Raw genomic sequence first — 19670 nt, forward strand, 5'->3', positions numbered from 1 at the left:
GATGGCTGAGAACATTGCGGTACCTGACGGTCCGGACCCGGCGGCTGCAAGAACGGTCGAGCCGTCCTTCTTCAACGCCCTGCCGCAGTTTCTGCCGCTGGCAGTCTTTCCGCTGATTTTTCTCGCCCTGGTTTACGGCGGCTGGTGGATCGTCGCGCCGCTCGTCTTTTTCATGCTCGCCGGACCGCTCGATCTGGCGTTCGGCGACGACGAGCGGACCATGGACCCGGCGAAGACGCCGGAACGGAAGCTGTTCTGGCACAACCTGCCGGTCTGGGGATGGGCGCTGCTCTGGCCGCCGACGCTGGCATTCGGGCTCTGGCAGATCCTTGTCTCCGGCCAGTTCACGGTCTGGGAAGGCATATTGCTGGCGCTGATTCTGGCCGTCGAGGCCCAGGCGGTCTTCATCGTCGGCCACGAGCTGATCCACCGGCGCGCGACCTGGGAGCGGCGGCTCGGCGAGTTCCTGCTCGCGTCCGCGTCCTACCCGCAATACGCCACCGAGCACGTCTACATCCACCACGCCCAGGTCGGTACGCCGCTGGACGTCGGCTCCGCGCCCAAGGGCCAGAGCTTCTGGCACTACTTTCCCCGGGAGGTTGCGAGCAACCTGACCGGTTCGTGGCGGGTCGTCCGGGAGCGGCTGGCCCGCAAACGCCTGCCGGTCTGGCACTACAGCAACCCGTTCTGGCGCTACGGCGTCGAAACCGCGTTCTGGTACGGGCTGGTCTTCTGGATGGGCGGTATCTGGGCGGTCCTGGCCTACGCCTTCCTGTGCCTCGGCGCCGTCTTCTCGATGAAGATCAGCAACTACATGCAGCATTACGGGCTGCGCCGGGTCCGCCTGCGCAGCGGCCGGTTCGAGAAGGTCCGGCCCCGGCATTCCTGGAACGCCAACTACAAGTTCAGCAACTGGATGTTCTTCAACATGCAGCGCCACCCGGATCACCATGCCGTGGCGAGCCGGCCCTACCCGCTGCTGCAGAATTGCGGTCCCGACGAGTCGCCGCAACTTCCGTACAGCTACGCCAAGATGTTCAACCTGGTCGTGCGTCCGAAACGCTGGTTCGCGACGATGGACCCGCTGGTCGACCGGTGGCGCGCGCAATTCTATCCCGAAATCGAGGACTGGAGCGCTTACGACAGCCTGGTCTCGGCCGCGCGCCCGGAAGCGTTCGACGCGATCGTCGAGATTTACGGCGCTGCGCCCCGGCTGGCCAAATGGATCGAGCGGCACCCGGAATTGCTCGACAACCTGCAGGACAGGGAATTCACCGATCTCGACCTGCCGAAGGGGTTCGGGCCGGACCCGGCGGCCGAGGCGATCGCGCGCCGGGGCCTGACGCGCCTCTATTGGACGCACGAATTCGGCATTGCGGAAATGAAGGAGCGGATCGCGGAAACCCCGGTCCAGGATGTCCGGGACAGCGTGGAGACCGTGCGCAACTGGTCGAACGACAAGGCGTTCCAGATCGCCATGCACACCCTGCGCGGCAACCTGACTCCGGTCGAGGCGGGAACGGCCCTGTCCAACCTGGCCGAAGCCGCGATTGCCGCCGTCCTGTCCGCCGTCGCGGATGAATTTGCCGACCGGCTCGTGCCGGGCGGCGAGGGCGGGGTGGCCGCCGCAGTGCTCGGCGACCTGGCGAGCCGGGAGGCCGCGCCCGGCGCGGCGCTCGATATTCTCTTCGTCTACGAAGGGAGTTCCGTCGACAGCTACGACGGCCTGTGCTGGCGTTTCCTCGACGCGCTCAGGGAACTGTCGCGGGACAGCCTGTTCCTGGCGCCGATCCCGGGCGGCCGGAAGGGGCGTCCCGTCCGGTCCCTGGCCGGATTCGCGGAGCATATCCGGACCGCCGCGCCGGCCGGCGAGCTCCTGGAGCTGACCCGGGCGCGTTGCATCTTCGAGCATGGCGCGGCCGGTATCGGGCAGCGTTTCGAAGAGGCGCGGCGCGAGGCCCTGGGCGCCGGCGCCGCGCGAGACACGCTGATCGCCGAATTGCGCGAGGCGGCAAACGGCGCCGCCGAGCCGGGCCTGTCCGCGCTGGAGGATATGCGCGGCGGCGTGCAGCATGTCGAGCGCACCGCGCGGTGGCTTCAATTGCACCTTGCCGGCGCTGCGCCGGACGACCCGGCGCCCGCTGCCTCTTCGGTCTTCCGCGCCGCCGCCGCACAGGGTCGGATCGCCGAGGGTGCGGCAGAGGAACTGGCGGACGCCGCGACGCTGTGGCGGAACCTCCGAGGCGCCCTGCGCTTGGTCGCGGACGACGGCGATTCGGTCGAAGCCCTGGGCTCCCGCGCCAGGGCCGTGCTCGCGCAGTCGTGCGGCCGGGACGATGTCGACGCGCTGCGCGCCGCGATCGGCGAAACGGCGGCGCGCGCCGCGGCGCAGATCGACTCCCTTGACGATACGGCCGATTGTGCTCCGGCCGGAAACGGGCGCGCGGCGGCGCCGGACGATCCGGCCTGAGACCGTTTCTGCCGGATGTCTGACAGACTGCAACCGGGCGACGATCCGGCGCCGGGGCGCCGGCCGATGCCTCAGGGAATTCTCACGAAGGTTTCGGCGGAAGACCGGGGCCTTGTCGAACGGCCGGCGCTGACCCCGCATCTCGACTTTCATCCTGTCGAGGAAGGGCGGACCCTGCTGGTTTCCGAATCCTTCAATACCTTGCTGCACGGGCCGATCTACGGCGATCTGCTGCCGCTGCTCGACGGCCGCCCGCAGGACGACATCGTCGCGGCCCTCGACGGCGTTCACGGCGCTGCCGACGTTCGCGCGGCGCTGGCAGGGCTGGCCTCCCGGGGCTATGCGGTTTCCGGCGACCATTCGATGGACCGGGGCAGGGCGGCCTACTGGTCGTCCCTCGGCGCCTCGCCGCGATGGGCGGAACAAAGCCTGGCGGCGGCGAAGGTGGCGGTCGACGGCGATGGCGGCCATCTCTCCCGGCGGCTCGAAGCCATGGGCGTTGCGACAGACGCGGATAACCCGACGCTTTCGGTCGTCGTCTGCGCCGACTATCTCGACGCGCGTTGCGATACGATCAACCGGCGCCACCTCGCCTCCGGCGCGCCGTGGATCCCGGTCCGGCCCAAGGGATTGCAGCCGCTGTTCGGGCCGGTTTTCCGGCCGGCGGAGGACGGACCCTGCTGGGCCTGCCTCGCCTACCGCCTGCGCAGCCATCGGGAGGTTCACAATTTTCTGCGCAATCTCGCCGGCGACGAGGCGGCCTTCCGGCCGGGCGCTGCCGAGCCGGCGGTGCTGGATACGGTCTACGGGCTGGTCGCGGCCGAAATCGCCAAATGGCTGGTCCTGGAGGAAACCGCGCCGCTTCATGCGCACGCCATCTCGCTGGATGTCGGCAAACTGGGGAGCGAGCGCCACCCGGTGATGCGCCGGCCGCAGTGCTTCGCCTGCGGGGACGCGGACCTGTACCGCGCCGACAGGCCACCGGTGCCCCTGCAACTGCGGCCGAGCCCGACGGGCGTCAGCAACAGCGGCGGTGTGCGGTCGGTCTCCCCGGAGGCGACGCTGGCCCGCTACCGCCATCTGGTCAGCCCGGTCAGCGGCGTCGTCACCTGGGTTGCGCGCACCACCGACGAGGCCGATCCCTGGCTCCATGTCTACTGGGCGGGAACCAACTACGGATTGCGCAGCCGGAAGCTCAGTTCGTTGCGGCGCAGCCTGCGCAGCAAGAGCGCCGGCAAGGGCAGCACGCGGGAACAGTCGGAGGCGAGCGCCCTGTGCGAGGCGATCGAGCGCTATTCCGGCGCCTTCCACGGCGATGAGATCCGCTGCCGCAAACGCTTCGCCGAATTTGATGCGGCCGGCGGCCCGGCGGCGATCCATCCGAACGACGTGCAGCTGTTCAGCGAACGCCAGTTGGACGACGCGGAAACCATCAACGCCCGGGGCCATCCCTACAATGTCGTGCCGCCGCGCCTCGACCCCGAGGCCGAAATCGACTGGTCGCCGGTATGGTCGCTGACGCAGGCGCGCCACCGCTATCTGCCGACATCGATGCTCTACAGCATGCCTGCCGAGCAGCGGGGCGCCGCAGACTTCATCGCCGATTCGAACGGCTGCGCGGCGGGCAACACCCTGGAAGAGGCGATCCTGCAGGGCTTCCTCGAACTGGTCGAACGCGACGCCTTCGCGATCTGGTGGTACAACCGGCTGGCCATGCCGGGCGTGGACCTGGAGAGCTTCGGCGACGACTATCTCGCCTCGGCGCCGGACTATTACCGCCGGCGCGAGCGCGATATGTGGGTCCTCGATGTCACCGCCGATCTCGGCATTCCCGCCTTCGTCGCCGTCTCGCGCCGGGCCGGCGGCGACAGCGAGGACATCATCTACGGTGCCGGGGCGCATACCGATCCGCGCATCGCCGCCCTGCGCGCGGTGTGCGAGCTGAACCAGTGCCTGACCTGGCTGCCGCGGCCGGGCGGCGGCCCGGGGCCGGCGATCGACGATCCGCTGGCGCTGCGGTGGTGGAAAACCGCGAAACTGGCGGACCATCCCTGGCTGGCGCCGGCGGCCGATGCAGCGCCGCGCGGCATGGCGGACTATCCGGTATCCGATGCGGCGGACGCGCGCGACGCGGTCGAGCGATGCCGCGCGCTCGTCGAGGCCCGCGGCATGGAATTCCTGGTGCTCGACCAGACGCGGCCGGATATCGGCATGCCGGTGGTGCGGGTCATCGTGCCCGGCCTGCGCCATTTCTGGGAACGCTTCGCGCCCGGCCGCCTCTACGATGTGCCGGTCGAAACAGGCCGGCGCGATCGCGCGCTCGCCGAAGACGAACTCAATTCCGTGCCGGTCATTGCGTAAGCGCCAGGCGCAAACCGCCGCCGAAGAGTTCCGGAATCCGGCCTAACAGCCAAGGCCCTGGGACACCTGGGCGTAGCTGGTCAGAGGGACCGCGCACATCCGGTCCCGGTCCGCCTTGTCGATGACCGGCCGGTTCAACAGTCCGATCATGTCGTCGAACTTGCCGAGCGCATCGCAATCCACCGCCTCGGGGTCCGCTGCCGTGCGGTGTTTCGGCCAGGCGGTGTCGCGGGCGTAGCGCCAGAATTCGCTGTCATACCGTGAGCCGGCGGAATAGTGCCAGCCGACGAACAGGCCGTAGCGCAGCATGGTGTCGACGAGGAAGCGGTTGACGACCGGCGCGTCGCGCTCGAGATGCTCGCCCGGACGGTTGAACCGTAAAAGGAGGACCATTCTGATCTGCAACTGGGCGGACACGATGGCGGTCGCTTCGAGGGGCTCCATGAAGGCCGCCGCGTTGCCGATGCGGGCCACCGCGCCGTCGTAGATCCGGCGGTGGACGAAATTGGGAAACGGAATGACGGCGCGCTGCTCGAATTCCGTCACGCCGTCGGTGTCCAGGAACGCATCGAAGTCCGCTTCGACCTCTTCGAGGCTGGAGACATCGCGGTTGAAGATGTAGCCGTAGGATGTGTGCACCGTCAGCGGAATGACGAAAATCCAGCCATGCGGCCGCGCAACCGCGCGGGTGTAGGTATGGTGTAGAACCGGCCCGTTCTCTTCTTCGACGATTGCCGGACAGCGGCGGATGACGGCCGTATCGGTGGGGATGAAGGAAATGTCGATATGCTCGTCGGGATCGAGTTCCTTCGGAAACCCGCGGGCATCGAAGACCAGATCGTAGCGTTCCGGCGCCCGGCCCTCGAATTCCACCTGGGCGCCGCCGTCAACCCTCGTGATCCTGTGCACTTTCGCGTCGATGTGGCGCGCGCGGGTGCTTTCGTGCAGCATATCGGCCAACAGATCGGCGGACAGGTGATAGGCGTAGGACACCTGCTGCGGCGTGAAATAGTGGGTAAAGTCCCGGTCGCGGTGCCCCCATCCCTCGAACGCAACGCCGTATTTGCGGGTTCCTTTCAGGCGCTGCTGAACGGCTTCGTGGGGCAAGTCCGTCAGCTCATGCAATTCCTGAACCAGACTCGGCCAGCTGCCTTCGCCCACGCCGATGATCGGGATACGCGAATCGAAAATGTGATGCAGTTCGTGATCGTCGTCTGGGTGAAGGCGCGATACGCTGGCAGCCGCAAGGGACCCGGCGGTTCCCCGGCCGACGACCGCGACCTTCCGTAAGGATCTGCTGCGCACGACTAGCCCCCACGGACAGGTTCCGTTCGAAAGTTAGTGCATCGACGGTCTGACGGGCAAGCTGGCTGGAGGAACGCGGCAGGGCCGCTTCGCCCTCGATCGGCGGAGCGGCTCTTGCCCCGCGTCGGCCTTCGGTGTGTATTGTCGCGAACGCTAAATGCCTCGATCGTCTTACATTTCGATTCTGCAGGTTCGGAGCATGAGTCTGTATTGGATTGCCCCCGGCGCAGCCGGGCTCCAGGCTGCAGGTTCGCGGGATTGCCGTCCGGCCGCAGGGCTTCTGTCGCAATGAAGCCCGGCGCGCCGCCTGCCCCCGGGGAGCGTACGAAACCAATGGCGCCGGTTCCGTGGACGAGCACGGCATAGCAAGAGAGCCGTTCGCAAAGCGATTTGCAGAACGGGTGCTCGCGGCCCGCTGGCCGGTCATTCTGGGCACGCTTCTCTTCGTTGCGGCCGCGTCCGGCGGCATTGCGCTGCTCGAATTCTCGGCCAACTACCGCATCTTCTTCGACGAAGACAATCCGCAGCTTCGGGCGCTGGAAACGCTGGAGGATACCTACGGCAAGAACGACAACGTCGCCTTCCTGATCGTTCCGGACGATGGCGACGCCACGTCGCAAAAGGCGCTCTCGGCTGCCGTCTGGCTCACGGAAGCCGCCTGGAATACGCCGCATTCCAGGCGCGTCGACTCGCTCGCCAATTTTCAATACACGACCGCCGACGGCGACGATCTGTATGTTCAGGATCTGGTCGATCCCCAGGAACTCGGCCGGGCGGACGTGCGGTCGCGTATCCGGTCCGTCGCGTTGTCCGATCCGCGTATCGCAGGGAGCATTCTGGCCCGGAACGGGGATGTCAGCGTTGTAAGCGTCACCATCGAACTGCCGGAGGAGGGCCTCCTGGAGGCTTCGGCCGAAGTTGCCGAATTTGTCAGGTCGGTCGCCGCGGAGGCGGAGAAACGATTTCCCGGCATCGATCTGCGCGTCGTCGGCACGGTCATGGTCAACCAGACCTTCGTGGAGGCCTCGATCGGCAGCCAGACGGTCTTCCTGCCGGCAAGCCTCCTGCTCATGGCCTTGATTCTCGGCGTTCTCATCCGGGGCTGGGCCGGGGTGGCGGCGACCGGGCTGGTCATCGTCTTTTCCATACTCGCGTCGATGGGCCTGGGCGCCTGGGTCGGATTGCCCTTCAGTCCGCCGATCTCGCCGGCGCCGACCATCGTGCTGATGATCGTGGTGGCGAACTGCGTGCACCTGCTGGTGGCTTTGCAGCAGCGCTTGCGCGCCGGGGATTCGAGGCACGATGCCATCGTCGAAGCCGTCAGGCTCAACCTGCACCCGGTGTTTCTGGCCAGCCTCACCACGGCGCTCGGTTTCCTGAGCATGAATTTTTCCGAAGTGCCGCCCTACCGTCATCTCGGTAACTTCGTCGCCTTCGGTATCGCCGCCTCTTTCATCCTTTCCGTCACCTTCCTGCCGGCCGTGCTTTCGCTTCTGCCCGTCCGCGCCGCAAAGGACCGCCGGTTCCGCGGACCCACGATGAACCACCTGGCGGAATTCGTTCTGCGCTACAGGAAGGCGCTGATCTGGGGATGGCTGGCGTTCGTGGCCGCGATGGCCCTGGCCGTTCCGCGCAACGAACTGAACGACGTCCTGGTCCACTTCTTCGACAAGAGCGTCGAGTTTCGCCAGGACACCGACTTCATGGACGAGCGCCTGAGCGGCAATACGCTGCTCGAATACTCGCTGCGGGCGTCCGCCGAGGGCGGCGTTACCGATCCGCGTTTCCTCTCCGAGGTTTCGAATTTCGCCGCCTGGTACCGCAAGCAGCCCCGGGTACGCCATGTATCGACCGTCACCGATACCTTCCGGCAACTCAACAAGAGCATGCACGGCGACGATCCGGCCGCCTACCGGATTCCGGAAAGCCAGGACCTGGCGGCGCAATATCTGCTTCTGTACGAAATCTCGCTTCCGCAGGGTCTGGACCTGAACAATCAGATGGACAGTTCCAGATCGGCCACGCGGGTTTCGGTGTCGGCGCAGACGCTCAGCTCGCAGGAGCTTCTCGAACTGAACGCGCGCGCCGAGGCGTGGCTGAAGGAAAACGCACCGCACGTTGCCGGCGTCAACAGCACCGGCCCCGCGGCGCTGTTCGCCTATATCGGCCAGCGCAACATCCGCGCCATGCTGATCGGGACGATCGTCGTGCTCCTGGCGATTTCCGCCATTCTCCTCTTCGCCCTGCGATCGCTGCGGCTGGGGTTGATCAGCATCGTTCCCAATCTGGTTCCCGCCGTGCTGGGCTTCGGCGTGTGGGGATTGACGGTCGGGCAGGTCGGTCTCTCGCTGTCCGTCGTGGTGGCCATGACCATCGGCATCGTCGTCGACGATACGGTGCATTTCCTCGCCAAGTACCGCCGCGCGCGGCAGGAACACGGCCTGGGCCCCGAAGACGCGGTGCGCCAGACCTTCGACACGGCCGGCCGGGCCCTGTTCACAACGACGGTCGTGCTGGTGGGCGGCTTTTTGATTCTGGTGTTTTCGCCGTTCGTTCCCACCGCGCAGGTCGGGGTTCTGACCGCAACGATCATCGGCTTTGCGCTGATCGCCGACCTGACGCTCCTGCCGGCGCTGTTGACGGCGTTGGATCGGAGTCCTGCGGAGCGGGCCGAGCCGGCGGCCTGATCTGCCGCTTTCCCGAATCCGGTTTCCGGAATTTCAGACCGGCCGGGCCTCTCCCGCGGATTTTTTCGGCTTGACCTTGTGCCGGAGCGGCGTTACCTGCGCATAAGGATTGGGTTCGTTCGCCACATGTGTCGAAGGAATATTGCCATGCGAAGTGGCGATGAAATGCTGCAGCAAATTGTCGAGAAGTCCGCCCTCGACGCGGATTTCAGGCAACAGCTGATCGCGGATCCGAAGTCTACCATCTCTGAGGAACTGGGTATTACGATTCCCGATTCGATGAATATCCAGGTCCATGAGAGCGACATGCAGACGGTGCATCTTGCATTGCCGCCGGACCCGCACATTACAGAGGAGCAGCTCGAAGCCATCTCGGCCGGCCTTTGCTGCTGCTGGTAGTCTTAAATCCCGGCGGGTAGCCGGTCGGGATTCGGAGCGGTCCGAATCCGCATTTGAATACAGTCCGGACCGAATGCACCCGCCCCCGGCCGGGGGCGGGTCCGGCGCGTCTTGATTCAGGCTGAAATTCAGTGGGCGACCGCGCCGGATAGCACCATGAACACGTAGGCCTTGGCTTGCCGAAGCCGGTTTCCGGATATGACCAGCTTTATGTGGTGAATGCCGCGTAACAGAATAAAGCGGCCGGATTTCGCAAACAGGGTTGTCGGTTTCGAGACCCAGTCGGCAAGCGCCGTGAGTTTTTCCGGAACGACAAGCTCCTCATGGCTCAGGGCTTCGAGAAACGGATCCCAGTCCGTCAGGCCGTCGAGCCAGTAACGGGAATCCTTCGTATATCTCTGCTTGACGATGAGCGTGAGGCCCAGCGTCGGGCCGACACCCTCTTCCCGCACGTCGATATTTGCCCCGATCCTGACGATGTTCACGCGTTTCCCGAGGCGAGCAATCACGGAATCGACGGCCGGGATCCGGCCCGGCCAACCCGTTTTTTCGAGATAGGAACATAGGTCCCGCCGCGATTTGAAGCCCATGATCGCCAGGCGGATCGCCCGCGAGCGGGACGGGAACACACCGAACGAATCCATGCGCGTATCTTCCGGCTGCGCCAGGTAGACCCGTTCGACATTCTCCCGCTCGGCGTCGGTCATCGTCCAGCCGACGCAGGAAACGAGCGCATCGACCACCGTCGCGACATCGTTCTCCTGACCGCCGGCGCCGACGATCGGCCGTTCGCCGGGCCGCAGGAACATGCCCGGAAAAGACCGGTCGCCGTTCCGCGCCGACCCGATATCGTATTCCAGCATCAACTTGCGGCCGACGATCTCGCGCAAAGGCGAGCGTTCGGCTTCCATTTCCCTGAACAGCCGCACGATCGCGCTCGCGGTCTCATCCGTCGTGTCGGTGCGCGCGCGCTCCTCGAAAAACGCCGCCGGTCCGGTGCCGCTCGCCAGGGATGCGCCGAAATCCGCCTCCGGCCTGCGTTCATGCAGCGGCAGTTCGAAGCCGAACGGCAGGGCGCCCATCGCGATCGGAAGTTTCCCGGCGCATTCGAGCACGCGCTCCCATTCCGCTTCGCCGATGAGAACCGGCGAAATCCGGTTGCGAAAGTACCCCAGCAGATCGCCCATCGTGCCGCCCTCTCCCGCGAGACGGTCCTGGGTCAGGGTGACTGCTTCATCGATATCCATGCGGCCTCCTCACGCAACGAAGGGGCGGAATTATCCGGCCTTCAGGATTTCGACGAGACGTTCCAGAGCCTCGATGCAGAACGCAGAGGTCACGGCTTCGGCGCCATGCCCGATCTGTCCGACCGTGCCCCATTTCAACTCCTGGTCGCCGAATGCGAGAAGTTCCGGCCAGCTGCCGTCCTCACGCTGCGAACTCACGATCCGTTCGGTCTCGCATTTCGCATCGATGCGTTCGAGGCTTCCGGCATTGTAGAGCGCCGACACGGCCAGCGCGGTCTGCAGTATGTTGCCGAAGCCTTCCTGCCCGGCGTGCAATTCCAGGATTCGATCCGCAAGGATCGGGCGCAGCCGTTCGAGGGCAGTCGGCGCGCGGACCATGGCGCGGGCGATCGCATAGTAGATCGCGACCGCGTCGGGATACCATTTGGACGAACCGTCGACTCCGTCCTCGGCAACCATGGTTTCCAGCCACCTTTGGGCATCCACGGTTTCCGGGCAGTCGCCGAGATACGCGATGATGTTCGCGTTGACGACGGGATCGGCTTCGATACGAAACCTCGAGACGACATCGGGTTCATCTTCTGCCAGGACCCAGGTCATGAACCGGCCCGCCTCGTCGCGATTGGCCAGTATTGGCGGAAGGTTCCTTTCAAGAAAAATCCAGGGGTGGGCCGCGATGACAATCGAACAGAGCGCGGTGCTGTCGAGATCCGGGGGAAGATGGCGGTAGTAGCGCCACAGGCCGGGAAATTCGATGGTGTCGACGAGATAATCTCCGGTCGCGGCGCACAAGGCCTTCGCCTGCGGTTCCTCGCTGCATTCGAGGGCCAGGACGCAGAGCGCCGAAACAAAGGGCGGCCTTTCGAAATGCCGGGGAATGTCCGGGTCGGCTATGTTGAACCGGATGCAGGACCAGGCTCCGTTTTCGTCGACGGTCGATTCCAGGAAATCCAGGCCGCGGCGGATGCTTTCCCTGCCGGCTGCTGCAAGGTCCCCGGACGCGGCAGCGCGCTCTCCGGGCGTCGTCCGTTCGACGGCGGGGGGACGAAGGGGCGGCGCGGGGTCGTACATTGTCTTGCGAAGAAACTCGAGCGACGCGGCGCCGGTCTTTGCCGCCTCCCGCTCGGCCTCGCTGAGCTTGCCGGGCGGCGGAAGCACCAGATGGGTGGCGTTATAGGTTTCTTCGTGCACATGAATTTCATGGCTTCCGGCCAGCGTCACGCCGAATTCCTTTTCTATCGTTTCCCTCGGGCTGGCGAGCAGACGTTCGCGAAAATCCCTGTCTTCGCCAGCTCTCGAAACGAGATTTTCTGCCGAACCGACCAGCTTCTTCATTGATGTCTTCCAATTTCGCCGGTTCCGGCGGAGCGTGAATTTCCGGCAGCCGAAATCAAGCCGGAGCGCAAATCACGACGAGACCGGTCGCGCGAGGAGTGCGGTTGCCGGATCAGGCGATCTGCCTCTTGACCAGTTCGCTGAACACGCCTTCGACCTCCATGAGTTCGTTGAACGAGCCGCTTTGCACGACTTTCCCGGCTTGCAACACATAAATGCGGTCCACCTGTTCCAGCGTGGACAGGCGGTGGGCGATGACGAGCCGGGTGGAGGTCAGGGCTGTGAGGTTCGACATGACCTTAGCCTGGTTTTCGTTGTCCAGCCAATTTGTCGCTTCATCGAACAGCATGATTCGCGGGCTGCCGATCACCGAGCGGGCGATCGTGACGCGCTGGCTTTCTCCGCCTGACAGGACAGCCCCGCTGGTGCCGACCATGGTCATCATGCCCATCGGCATGCCCTTGATTTCGTCTTCGACTTCGGCGATCCGGACCGCCGCCCACACGTCTTTGCTCGCCACGTCGTCGTGGTGACTGACGAGGTTGTCCCACAGATCCTGGGGGTGAAGCCCGACCGATTGCGGCACGGCGCCGATTCTCCGGCGCACCTGCTTCAGGTTCAGGTGCCGCAGATCGCGGCCGTCGTAATACACCGCGCCGGCGATCGGCCGGTCGATGCCGAGCGCGAGCCGGAACAGGGTGCTCTTGCCGGCGCCGGATTCGCCGGCGATCGCAACGATTTCGCCGGGGCGGGCGCGAATCGTGACATCGTCGAGAATCAGCGGACCGTCGGATTCGTAGCGGAAGGAAATGCGGTCGAACAGAATATCGCCGCCCAGATATTCGACCGGTTCGCCTTCGACCGCGGCTTCCGGGACGGCGGCGAAAAGAGGGCGCATCTGGTCGAACGCCGGCAGCATGGCGGCAACGGTGCCGAAAGACTCGCCGAGCCGCGCGATGGCGGACTGGAAGGCGATGAAAACGGTGTAGACGACAAGAAAGTCGCCGACCGGGAGGTTGCGGTCGCCCACCGCAACCACCGCGAAAAGCAACGCGCCGCCGGCAAGAAAGGGGAGCGCGGCGCCGAATGCCTGGGAATGCCCCTCAAGCGCGCCCAGGTCGATCTCCGCGCGTTTCTGCTCGCGATAGTCCCGCGCCCAAATGGCGAAAGCCGACCCTTCCGCGTTTTCGACACGCAGCTTGGCGATGCCGCCGACGATCTGGAACAGCCGGCCGACGACGCGACGGGCTGCGCTGATCATCCGTCCATAAGGCGAAATCTGGCGCAGCCCGAGAAGTACGGTGATCGACAGCGACGCCAGACTGAAGACGAGGGCGATGACGCCGAGGGTGGCATCGTAGAAAAAGATGACGCCGAAAACCGGAAGCAGAAAGATGACGGACAGCAGGCTGTCGGCGACGACTCCCTGCACGCCGTCGCGAATATTCTGGAACGTCATTCCCGACATGGCCAGATCGCCGGCCGGCTGGCGCCGCAGGGCGCTGGGCGGAAGGCGCATGAGGCGGTCCCAGAACGCCGCCTCGACCCGCGACGCCGCGCGCCCCTCGAGCCGCATCATCGCCGTGCTTTGAAGCAGGTGCAGCAGTGCCCCGAGCAGCCCGAACGCCGCCACCGTCGCGGCCACGGCATAGAGCGCTCCGGCACTTCCGCCCGCCGTAACCTGAACTGCAACGAAGCCGAGTGCGAGCGCCGGCACCAGTTTGATCAGGCCGCCCGGCAGCCCGGCGATGACCAGCCGCGCCAGATCCGCGGCCGATCCGTGCAGGGCGATTCGCAGCAGGTCTGCGGGTTTCACGTTCCGTGACGGCAACGGCCGGTAGAACATCCAGGCTTCGTCGCGCAGCGTGCCGGCGCGACCCGCCGTAATCCGGACGCTGCGCTTGGTGACCGGGTCGAATTCCCGGTAATGCCCGAACGCTCCCGGCAGCAGCGCTACGGGCCGGCCGTCCTCGGCGCGGAATCCCAGCATCACGTTGCTGTCTCCGCGCCACCAGTCGCCTTCGGCCTTGAAGCTGACGCGCCGGGCGCGTACGCCCGACGCATCGAGAATGTCGACGAGGCCGACCGGAGATTCGGAAGGTTCCGAGCGCACCGGAAATTTGAAGTCGATTCCTTCGCGGCGGCCGATGGCCTGCAGGGCTTCCGCCAGCGCCGTGTCCTCGACATCGGCATCACGGCCGATCGGCAGGTCGTAGATATTGAAAAGCCGCTGGCGCGCGGCTTTTTCGGCCGTACGGCGGCTGGCTGTCCGCGCGCGTTCGAGATTCGCCTCGTCGACCACGGCCAGCTGGCGGTTGAGGCGTTCCAGCGTGAAGGCCACCGCGTGGAACGTGGCGAGCGCCGGCAGCAGCGTGCCTTCCTGCGCCAGTGTTTCGGTCGATTTGCCCGCAAGCGTCGTCTCGTCGAACAGGGTGAGCCAGCTTGTCCGCGTCAGCGGTATCGCCGGTTCGTGCGGGCCGCCTGCCTCGGCAAGCTCCGCCTGGTCGACAATGTCCATATACAGGCTTGCGCCGCGCGGCGGTTCGGAAACCCAGACCACGCCGCGTCGTACAGACAGGGTGCCGGGGGCCAGGGTCTGCGTCAGGCCGGGTTCGGCCAGGGCGGTCGGACGCGGAAGGCGGCTTGCGAAACGCGAAAGCGTGTCGGTTATGGCGGTCAGCCAGGTATCGGTCTGTTCCGCCAGTTCTGCCGGATCGACCTCGGAAAGCAACGAGGCCGGCAGACGTTTCAAAAGGGTGCCGGGCGATCCCTTGGCAATCAGGCTAAGCGTGGTGTCTTCTTCGTTATTGCGCCGGTCCGGCGCGACGCCCGGCAGCAGCCGGCCCGCTTTGCGGCGCAGCAGATGCTGGGGCGCCGCCTGCTCGACCCCGTCCCTGAACTCCACCAGGAACAGATTGACGGCGCCCCGGTCGATGAACCAGACGCTATCAGGGTCGTCGAGATTCACCGGCAGATTGCCCGCGCAGGGTACGGACGTGCCGGAGCGGGCCGCCAGTCCGGAAATCGACGTGTAGGTTGGTCCGGTGCCCTGCATCAGCCTGACTTGACCAGTTTGTAGTAGGTGCCATCCCGGTCGGCGATCAGTTCGTCGTGCACGCCGCGCTGCACTTCCACGCCCTTGTCGAGCACGATGATTTCGTCGCAATCCCGCACGGTGCTCAGCCGGTGCGCCACGATCAGGCAGGTGACGCCGCGCCGCCGCAGGGCCTCGTCGACAAATTCCTCCGTTGCGGCATCGAGGGCGCTGGTCGCTTCGTCGAGAATAAGCACCGTCGGGTTGCCCACCAGCCCGCGGGCGATTTCCAGCCGCTGCCGCTGGCCGCCGCTGAAATTCGCCCCGCCTTCCTCCACGACGGTCGCATATCCCTGCGGCCTGAGCAGGATTTCGTCGTGGATACAGGCGTCGCGCGTTGCGGCGAATATGGCTTCATCCGGAACGGCCGGGTTCCACAAGGTGATGTTGTCGCGCAGGGACGCGAAAAAGAGCGCGTTTTCCTGCGCCACCATGGAAATGGACCGGCGCAGCACTTCCTCGGGAATCTCGTCCCGCAGATGGCCGTCGAACAGAACCTCGCCCGACCAGGGCTGGTAGAGGCCCGAGACCAGGCGCGCCAGGGTCGACTTTCCGGAACCGCTGGGACCGACCACGGCGACGCGCTGCCCCGGCTTGATCACGAGGTTGAAATCCTTGATCAGGGGCGGCCGGCTCTTGTTGAACCCGAAGGTGACGTTTCGCAGTTCGAGCTGGCCTGCAAGCTGGAGCCGGCCTTTGAAGGTGGGGATCGATTCCGATTCCGGGTTGCGGCGGTCGAAAACAGGGTCTTCGGCGGCTTTGGAGATGTCCTCGACCCGTTGCAGATCCGTTTCGAGCGCCTGGCGTTTGTCGGCGAGCTCCAGAAAGCGTCCGACCGGCGCCAGAAACATCTCCGCCAGGATATAGAAGCCGACCAGCGCTCCGAGGGTCATGTCTCCGGCCACGACCAGACTTCCCCCGACGGCAAGGATCGCCGCGCTGCGAAGCGCCGCGATCAGGCCCGGCAGCGCTGTATTGGCGGAAACCGGTACGGAATAGAGTTGCCGCGCCCGCAGCTCGCGGGCCTGCTGACCGCTCCAGCGCGAGAAGAACCGGTCGTCCGACCCCGTCATGCGCAGGTTGTCGGCATGACTCAGCATCTGCATGCCGAAGCCGATCAGCAATCCCTGTTCGCGCCTCATCGCCTGGCTTCGAACGGCCCGGAAGGCGTTGAGAAAGTAGGCCAGCATGCCGTGCAGAAGGGCCAGCAGCAGCACAATCAGGGTGAGCAGGACATCGTAGACCAGCATCGCGACGAGCAGCACGACGCTCATCGCCATGTCGATCAGGAGCACCAGAAACCGGTCCGTCAGATTCTTCGCGATTCGGTCGATGGACGAGACGCGGTCGGTCAAATCGCCCGTCAGTCTGTGCTCGAAAAACTCGACCGGCAGCCGCAGCAGCCGCGACACGCTCCGGCTGTAGCCGCTCACCGAAATCCGGACAGCCAGGCGCTTCAGGAACCGGTGCTTGAGCATAAACAGGATGTACACCAGGACCCCGCCGCCGAGCAGGGCCGCCACCAGCCCCTCCCAGGGCGCGCGGTTTTCCAGAACGCCGTCGACGAAAATATGGAGAGACGCGGGAACGATAAGGCTCAGCACCGTCAACATGAGCCCGCAGGCGATCACGCCGGTAAGCGCACTCCACGTTCCGGCGAGCAGGGCGCTCAATTGCTCGAACAGGCTCTTCCGTTCCCCGCCGGGTTCGAAATCGGGACCGCGTTTGAAACGCAGCGCAATGCCGCTGTACCCCCTGGCGAACTCTTCGGCGGAGAGCCTTCGTCTGCTGGTAGCCGGATCGTTGAGAAAGAAATTCCGGCTGTCATACCCTTCGAGAACGACGAAATGGCTGAATTGCCAGAACAGGATCAGGGGCAGCCGCAGCTTCTTCAACTGTTCGGCGCGCAGGCTGAGTCCGTTGCATTCCAGACCGTAATGCCTGGAGGCGCGCGCGATACTCGCGGCGCTGCTGCCGTCCCGGCTCACCTCGCATTTCTCGCGCAGTTCGGTAAGCGGCACCCAGCGGCCGAAGTAAGCCAGTATGCTGCCGAGGCATGCAGCGCCGCACTCGGACGCATGCATCTGCAATGTTATCGGCGTTACGACCTTTTGTTCCGAGGATTCCGTTGCAGATTTGTCGCTCGTCCCTTTGGGGGCTTGCGCCATATTACTGCCGCCTTGTCTGCAAGAGTGCGACGGGAGACTGTCTGCCGAGTTCGACTACGATCCGGCACTCCCGGCTCGCAAGGGACGCAATATCGAGGCTATTCCCGAGCGAAACAACGATCCGGTGCGCGGACACCGGCACCGCCGGCCCGAGCGCCTCCAGCACCCTGGACGAGGGTACGGCGGAAATTGCCGCGATCTCTCCGTCGAAGGTTTCCGCTTTTCCGTCCGGCGTCTCCAACTCTATCGCCGCCGGCATCCCGGCCCCGATCTGCGCTGCGGCGCTTCTCTCGATCCAGACGATCGCCTGCACGGACTTTTTACTCCCGGAGTTTCCGCTCCCTGACTGGGTTTGGGCAGGTGGCACCAGGACGCCTTCCAGCGTAACGGTGTGCGCAATTATGCTACCGAAGAAAAGCCATGCCACGAGGATAACCGATAACAGGGCGATGCCGACAACAAGCAGGCGCTCGCGCGGTGTCGAAATAGTCAGCAAACGGTCGAGTTGTTCGCGTTCTTCCTTGGCTTCGGCAACAGTATTATGAAATGAGTCGAATGGATTATTGAACACGATCGCACCCGGCCATTTCTCAGAGTTCAAGCAAGTACAAAGAAAATCTGTTTCAGCTTGAGTGAAGATTCAAGAAGTTATATACAATTTTGAACAATAAAGGTCAAGTCCGCCAGATGCCGGGCAAACCGGTGGTGTGCATCGGTTAACGGTTTGCCGCGCAGGCCGGTTTCAGTCTTGCAGTTCCGGCCAGGCGCCTTCTTTCGGGGCTTTTGTCCGGCGGCGAAATTGCGGCCGTTCGCCCGTCCGGCGTTGACCGCGACTCGAATCGTTAGTGCCTACCGCGCTTTTGCCTTGCGGCCGGCCGACTGTATCTGTGTCATAGAGGCCGGCAGAGTCGTGCAGCGCGGCGCCGAACGACGGTCGATGGAACAGCCAGCCGAAGCGGTCCAACATGATCGAGCAACTCAGCCCTGTGCCGTCGCGGCGCCACACCGGCGAAACCCCGACGCGCGGGGTGCATCACCTGGCGCTGACCACCGAGGACATGAAGGCGACCGTGGAATTCTACGTCGGCGTGCTGGGCATGCCGCTGGTCCACGCCATGAAGGTGCCGCCCGGCCTCGGCAGCGGGCCGGGCAACCGCGGCAACCCGCCCTACGAGGAAATCCGCCACTATTTCTTCGACATGGGCAACGACGCCCTGATGGCCTTCTTCGAGATTCCGAAAGGCGCGGAGCCGCAGTCCAACCGCAACGCCGTCGGCGGCATGCAGCATGTCGCCATCGCCTGCACGCCGGCGCGCTTCCGGGACATCCTGGAACGGCTGGAACGGCACGATATCCCGAACAGCGGCCCGATCGAACAGTTGCCCGGCATGGTCGGCGTCTATCTGCGCGATCCCAACGGCATAAGGCTGGAATTCGCCTGCCAGCCGGCCCAGGGCGCGCGCCAGCGCAATATCGAAGCGGTCACCCAGACCGGGGCGGAGGCCGCGGTCGAACTCCTGACGATCGACGGCGTCGATGCGGCCTGGCTGGCCGAGTATGCCGGCGACCTGCCGGACAACTGAGCGGGAGGAGAGCATGTTCATCAGGAACGGCTGGTATGTCGCGGCGGCGGCCGGAGAGGTCGGCCGGTCGCTGCTGGCGCGCTGGATCTGCGGCGAGCCGGTGGTCATGTTCCGCAAGGAGGACGGTGCGCCGGTCGCGCTGGAGGACCGCTGCCCGCACCGCAAGACCCAGCTCTCGCTCGGCAGTCTGGTCGGCGACGAGGTGCAGTGCCTGTATCACGGGCTGCGCTTCGATTGCGACGGCGTCTGCACCTTCATTCCGGGGCAGGACAATATCCCGCCGCGCCTCAAGGCGCGGGTCTATCCGCTGTTCGAGAAATACACCTGGCTGTGGATCTGGCTCGGCGACCCGGCGCTGGCGGACCCGGAATCGATCCCCGACTATCACTGGAACGACGCGCCGGGCTGGACGCCGGTCAGCGGCTATCTGAACTTCAGGGCCGATTACCGGCTGCTGGTCGACAATCTGCTCGACCTGACCCACGAGACCTATGTGCATGCGCGCACGATCGGCAATATGGCGGTCGCCCATACACCGCAGCAAACCGAGGTCGACGGCGAGATCGTACACGTCACCCGATTGATGAAGGACTGCGATCCGCCGCCGCTGTTCAAGCGGGCGCGGGGTATCGCAGGCAATATCGACCGCTGGCAGAAGATCCGGTTCGAACCACCGGCGCATATCAAGATCGACGCCGGCGGCGCCCCGGTCACCCCGGCCGAGAAAGACAAGGTTCTGAACTGGTGGATCCTGAACGCGCTCACGCCGGAAACGGAACGGTCGACCCACTATTTCTGGGCGGTATCGCGCAACTTCTCGCAAGACGACGAAGACCTCTCGAAGATGGTGCACCAGCAGACCGTCCAGACTTTCGAGGAGGATCGCGACGTGCTGGAAAGCCAGCAGCGCATGATCGAGACCGACCCTTCCGGCGGGACTCTCCTTGCGATCAACTGCGATGCCGGCGGCGTCGCCGCGCGGCGGATCATCGACGCCCGGGTCCGCGCCGAGGCCGCTTAA

Annotated in this window: 13 protein-coding genes; 6 read left to right on the forward strand and 7 right to left on the reverse strand. The window is 65.1% G+C overall.

Going from position 1 to position 19670, the window contains the following annotated elements:
* Window position 1: 1 nt before the first annotated feature.
* Window positions 2-2470 carry a fatty acid desaturase gene (locus OXM58_06940; protein ID MDE0148092.1) on the forward strand — a complete coding sequence of 823 codons (2469 nt, stop codon included), beginning with the start codon at window positions 2-4 and terminating at the stop codon, window positions 2468-2470.
* A gap of 15 nt (window positions 2471-2485) precedes the next feature.
* A complete protein-coding gene (locus OXM58_06945) occupies window positions 2486-4831 on the forward strand; it encodes a TOMM precursor leader peptide-binding protein (protein ID MDE0148093.1) in 2346 nt (781 codons plus the stop codon).
* Window positions 4832-4873: 42 nt separating this feature from the next.
* On the opposite strand, the gene OXM58_06950 is transcribed toward OXM58_06945, so the two are convergent.
* On the reverse strand, window positions 4874-6136 hold the full coding sequence (locus OXM58_06950; GenBank protein ID MDE0148094.1) for a tryptophan 7-halogenase: 1263 nt from the start codon (window positions 6134-6136) through the stop codon (window positions 4874-4876).
* Between the two features lie 347 nt (window positions 6137-6483).
* On the opposite strand from OXM58_06950, the gene OXM58_06955 reads away from it, so the two are divergent.
* Together OXM58_06955 and OXM58_06960 are read left to right on the forward strand one after the other, a co-directional pair.
* On the forward strand, window positions 6484-8823 hold the full coding sequence (locus OXM58_06955; GenBank protein ID MDE0148095.1) for an MMPL family transporter: 2340 nt from the start codon (window positions 6484-6486) through the stop codon (window positions 8821-8823).
* 147 nt (window positions 8824-8970) lie between these two features.
* A complete protein-coding gene (locus tag OXM58_06960) occupies window positions 8971-9222 on the forward strand; it encodes an NHLP leader peptide family RiPP precursor (protein ID MDE0148096.1) in 252 nt (83 codons plus the stop codon).
* Between the two features lie 128 nt (window positions 9223-9350).
* Here OXM58_06960 and OXM58_06965 read toward each other — a convergent pair whose 3' ends face one another.
* The 6 genes from OXM58_06965 to OXM58_06990 form a co-directional block, all read right to left on the reverse strand.
* A complete protein-coding gene (locus OXM58_06965) occupies window positions 9351-10469 on the reverse strand; it encodes a hypothetical protein (protein MDE0148097.1) in 1119 nt (372 codons plus the stop codon).
* A gap of 30 nt (window positions 10470-10499) precedes the next feature.
* Window positions 10500-11804: a hypothetical protein gene (locus OXM58_06970; protein ID MDE0148098.1), complete on the reverse strand. Its 1305-nt coding sequence runs from the start codon at window positions 11802-11804 to the stop codon at window positions 10500-10502.
* A gap of 112 nt (window positions 11805-11916) precedes the next feature.
* Complete coding sequence (locus tag OXM58_06975) at window positions 11917-14772, reverse strand: ATP-binding cassette domain-containing protein (protein ID MDE0148099.1); 2856 nt, start codon at window positions 14770-14772, stop codon at window positions 11917-11919.
* A gap of 86 nt (window positions 14773-14858) precedes the next feature.
* Window positions 14859-17066, reverse strand: a complete 2208-nt coding sequence (locus tag OXM58_06980) for a cysteine peptidase family C39 domain-containing protein (protein ID MDE0148100.1) — start codon at window positions 17064-17066, stop codon at window positions 14859-14861.
* 1 nt (window position 17067) lies between these two features.
* Entirely contained in the window at window positions 17068-17667 is a 600-nt protein-coding gene (locus OXM58_06985) for a hypothetical protein (GenBank protein MDE0148101.1), read from the reverse strand.
* A gap of 141 nt (window positions 17668-17808) precedes the next feature.
* Window positions 17809-18033, reverse strand: a complete 225-nt coding sequence (locus OXM58_06990; GenBank protein ID MDE0148102.1) for a hypothetical protein — start codon at window positions 18031-18033, stop codon at window positions 17809-17811.
* Here OXM58_06990 and OXM58_06995 point away from each other — a divergent pair.
* Both OXM58_06995 and OXM58_07000 read left to right on the forward strand, forming a co-directional pair.
* Complete coding sequence (locus OXM58_06995; protein MDE0148103.1) at window positions 18032-18649, forward strand: VOC family protein; 618 nt, start codon at window positions 18032-18034, stop codon at window positions 18647-18649. The two genes, OXM58_06990 and OXM58_06995, sit on opposite strands and share 2 nt — an antisense overlap.
* A 13-nt stretch (window positions 18650-18662) precedes the next feature.
* Complete coding sequence (locus OXM58_07000) at window positions 18663-19670, forward strand: aromatic ring-hydroxylating dioxygenase subunit alpha (protein ID MDE0148104.1); 1008 nt, start codon at window positions 18663-18665, stop codon at window positions 19668-19670.

Source organism: Rhodospirillaceae bacterium (genome assembly GCA_028819475.1).
Lineage (GTDB): Bacteria > Pseudomonadota > Alphaproteobacteria > Bin65 > Bin65 > Bin65.

Bases quoted from the DNA above. Each gene is read 5' to 3' on its own strand.
- OXM58_07000 (MDE0148104.1), top strand. From the start codon at position 18,663: ATGTTCATCAGGAACGGCTGGTATGTCGCGGCGGCGGCCGGAGAGGTC.
- OXM58_06980 (MDE0148100.1), bottom strand. From the start codon at position 17,066: ATGGCGCAAGCCCCCAAAGGGACGAGCGACAAATCTGCAACGGAATCC.
- OXM58_06940 (MDE0148092.1), top strand. From the start codon at position 2: ATGGCTGAGAACATTGCGGTACCTGACGGTCCGGACCCGGCGGCTGCA.
- OXM58_06960 (MDE0148096.1), top strand. From the start codon at position 8,971: ATGCGAAGTGGCGATGAAATGCTGCAGCAAATTGTCGAGAAGTCCGCC.
- OXM58_06965 (MDE0148097.1), bottom strand. From the start codon at position 10,469: ATGGATATCGATGAAGCAGTCACCCTGACCCAGGACCGTCTCGCGGGA.
- OXM58_06995 (MDE0148103.1), top strand. From the start codon at position 18,032: ATGATCGAGCAACTCAGCCCTGTGCCGTCGCGGCGCCACACCGGCGAA.
- OXM58_06970 (MDE0148098.1), bottom strand. From the start codon at position 11,804: ATGAAGAAGCTGGTCGGTTCGGCAGAAAATCTCGTTTCGAGAGCTGGC.
- OXM58_06945 (MDE0148093.1), top strand. From the start codon at position 2,486: ATGTCTGACAGACTGCAACCGGGCGACGATCCGGCGCCGGGGCGCCGG.
- OXM58_06990 (MDE0148102.1), bottom strand. From the start codon at position 18,033: ATGTTGGACCGCTTCGGCTGGCTGTTCCATCGACCGTCGTTCGGCGCC.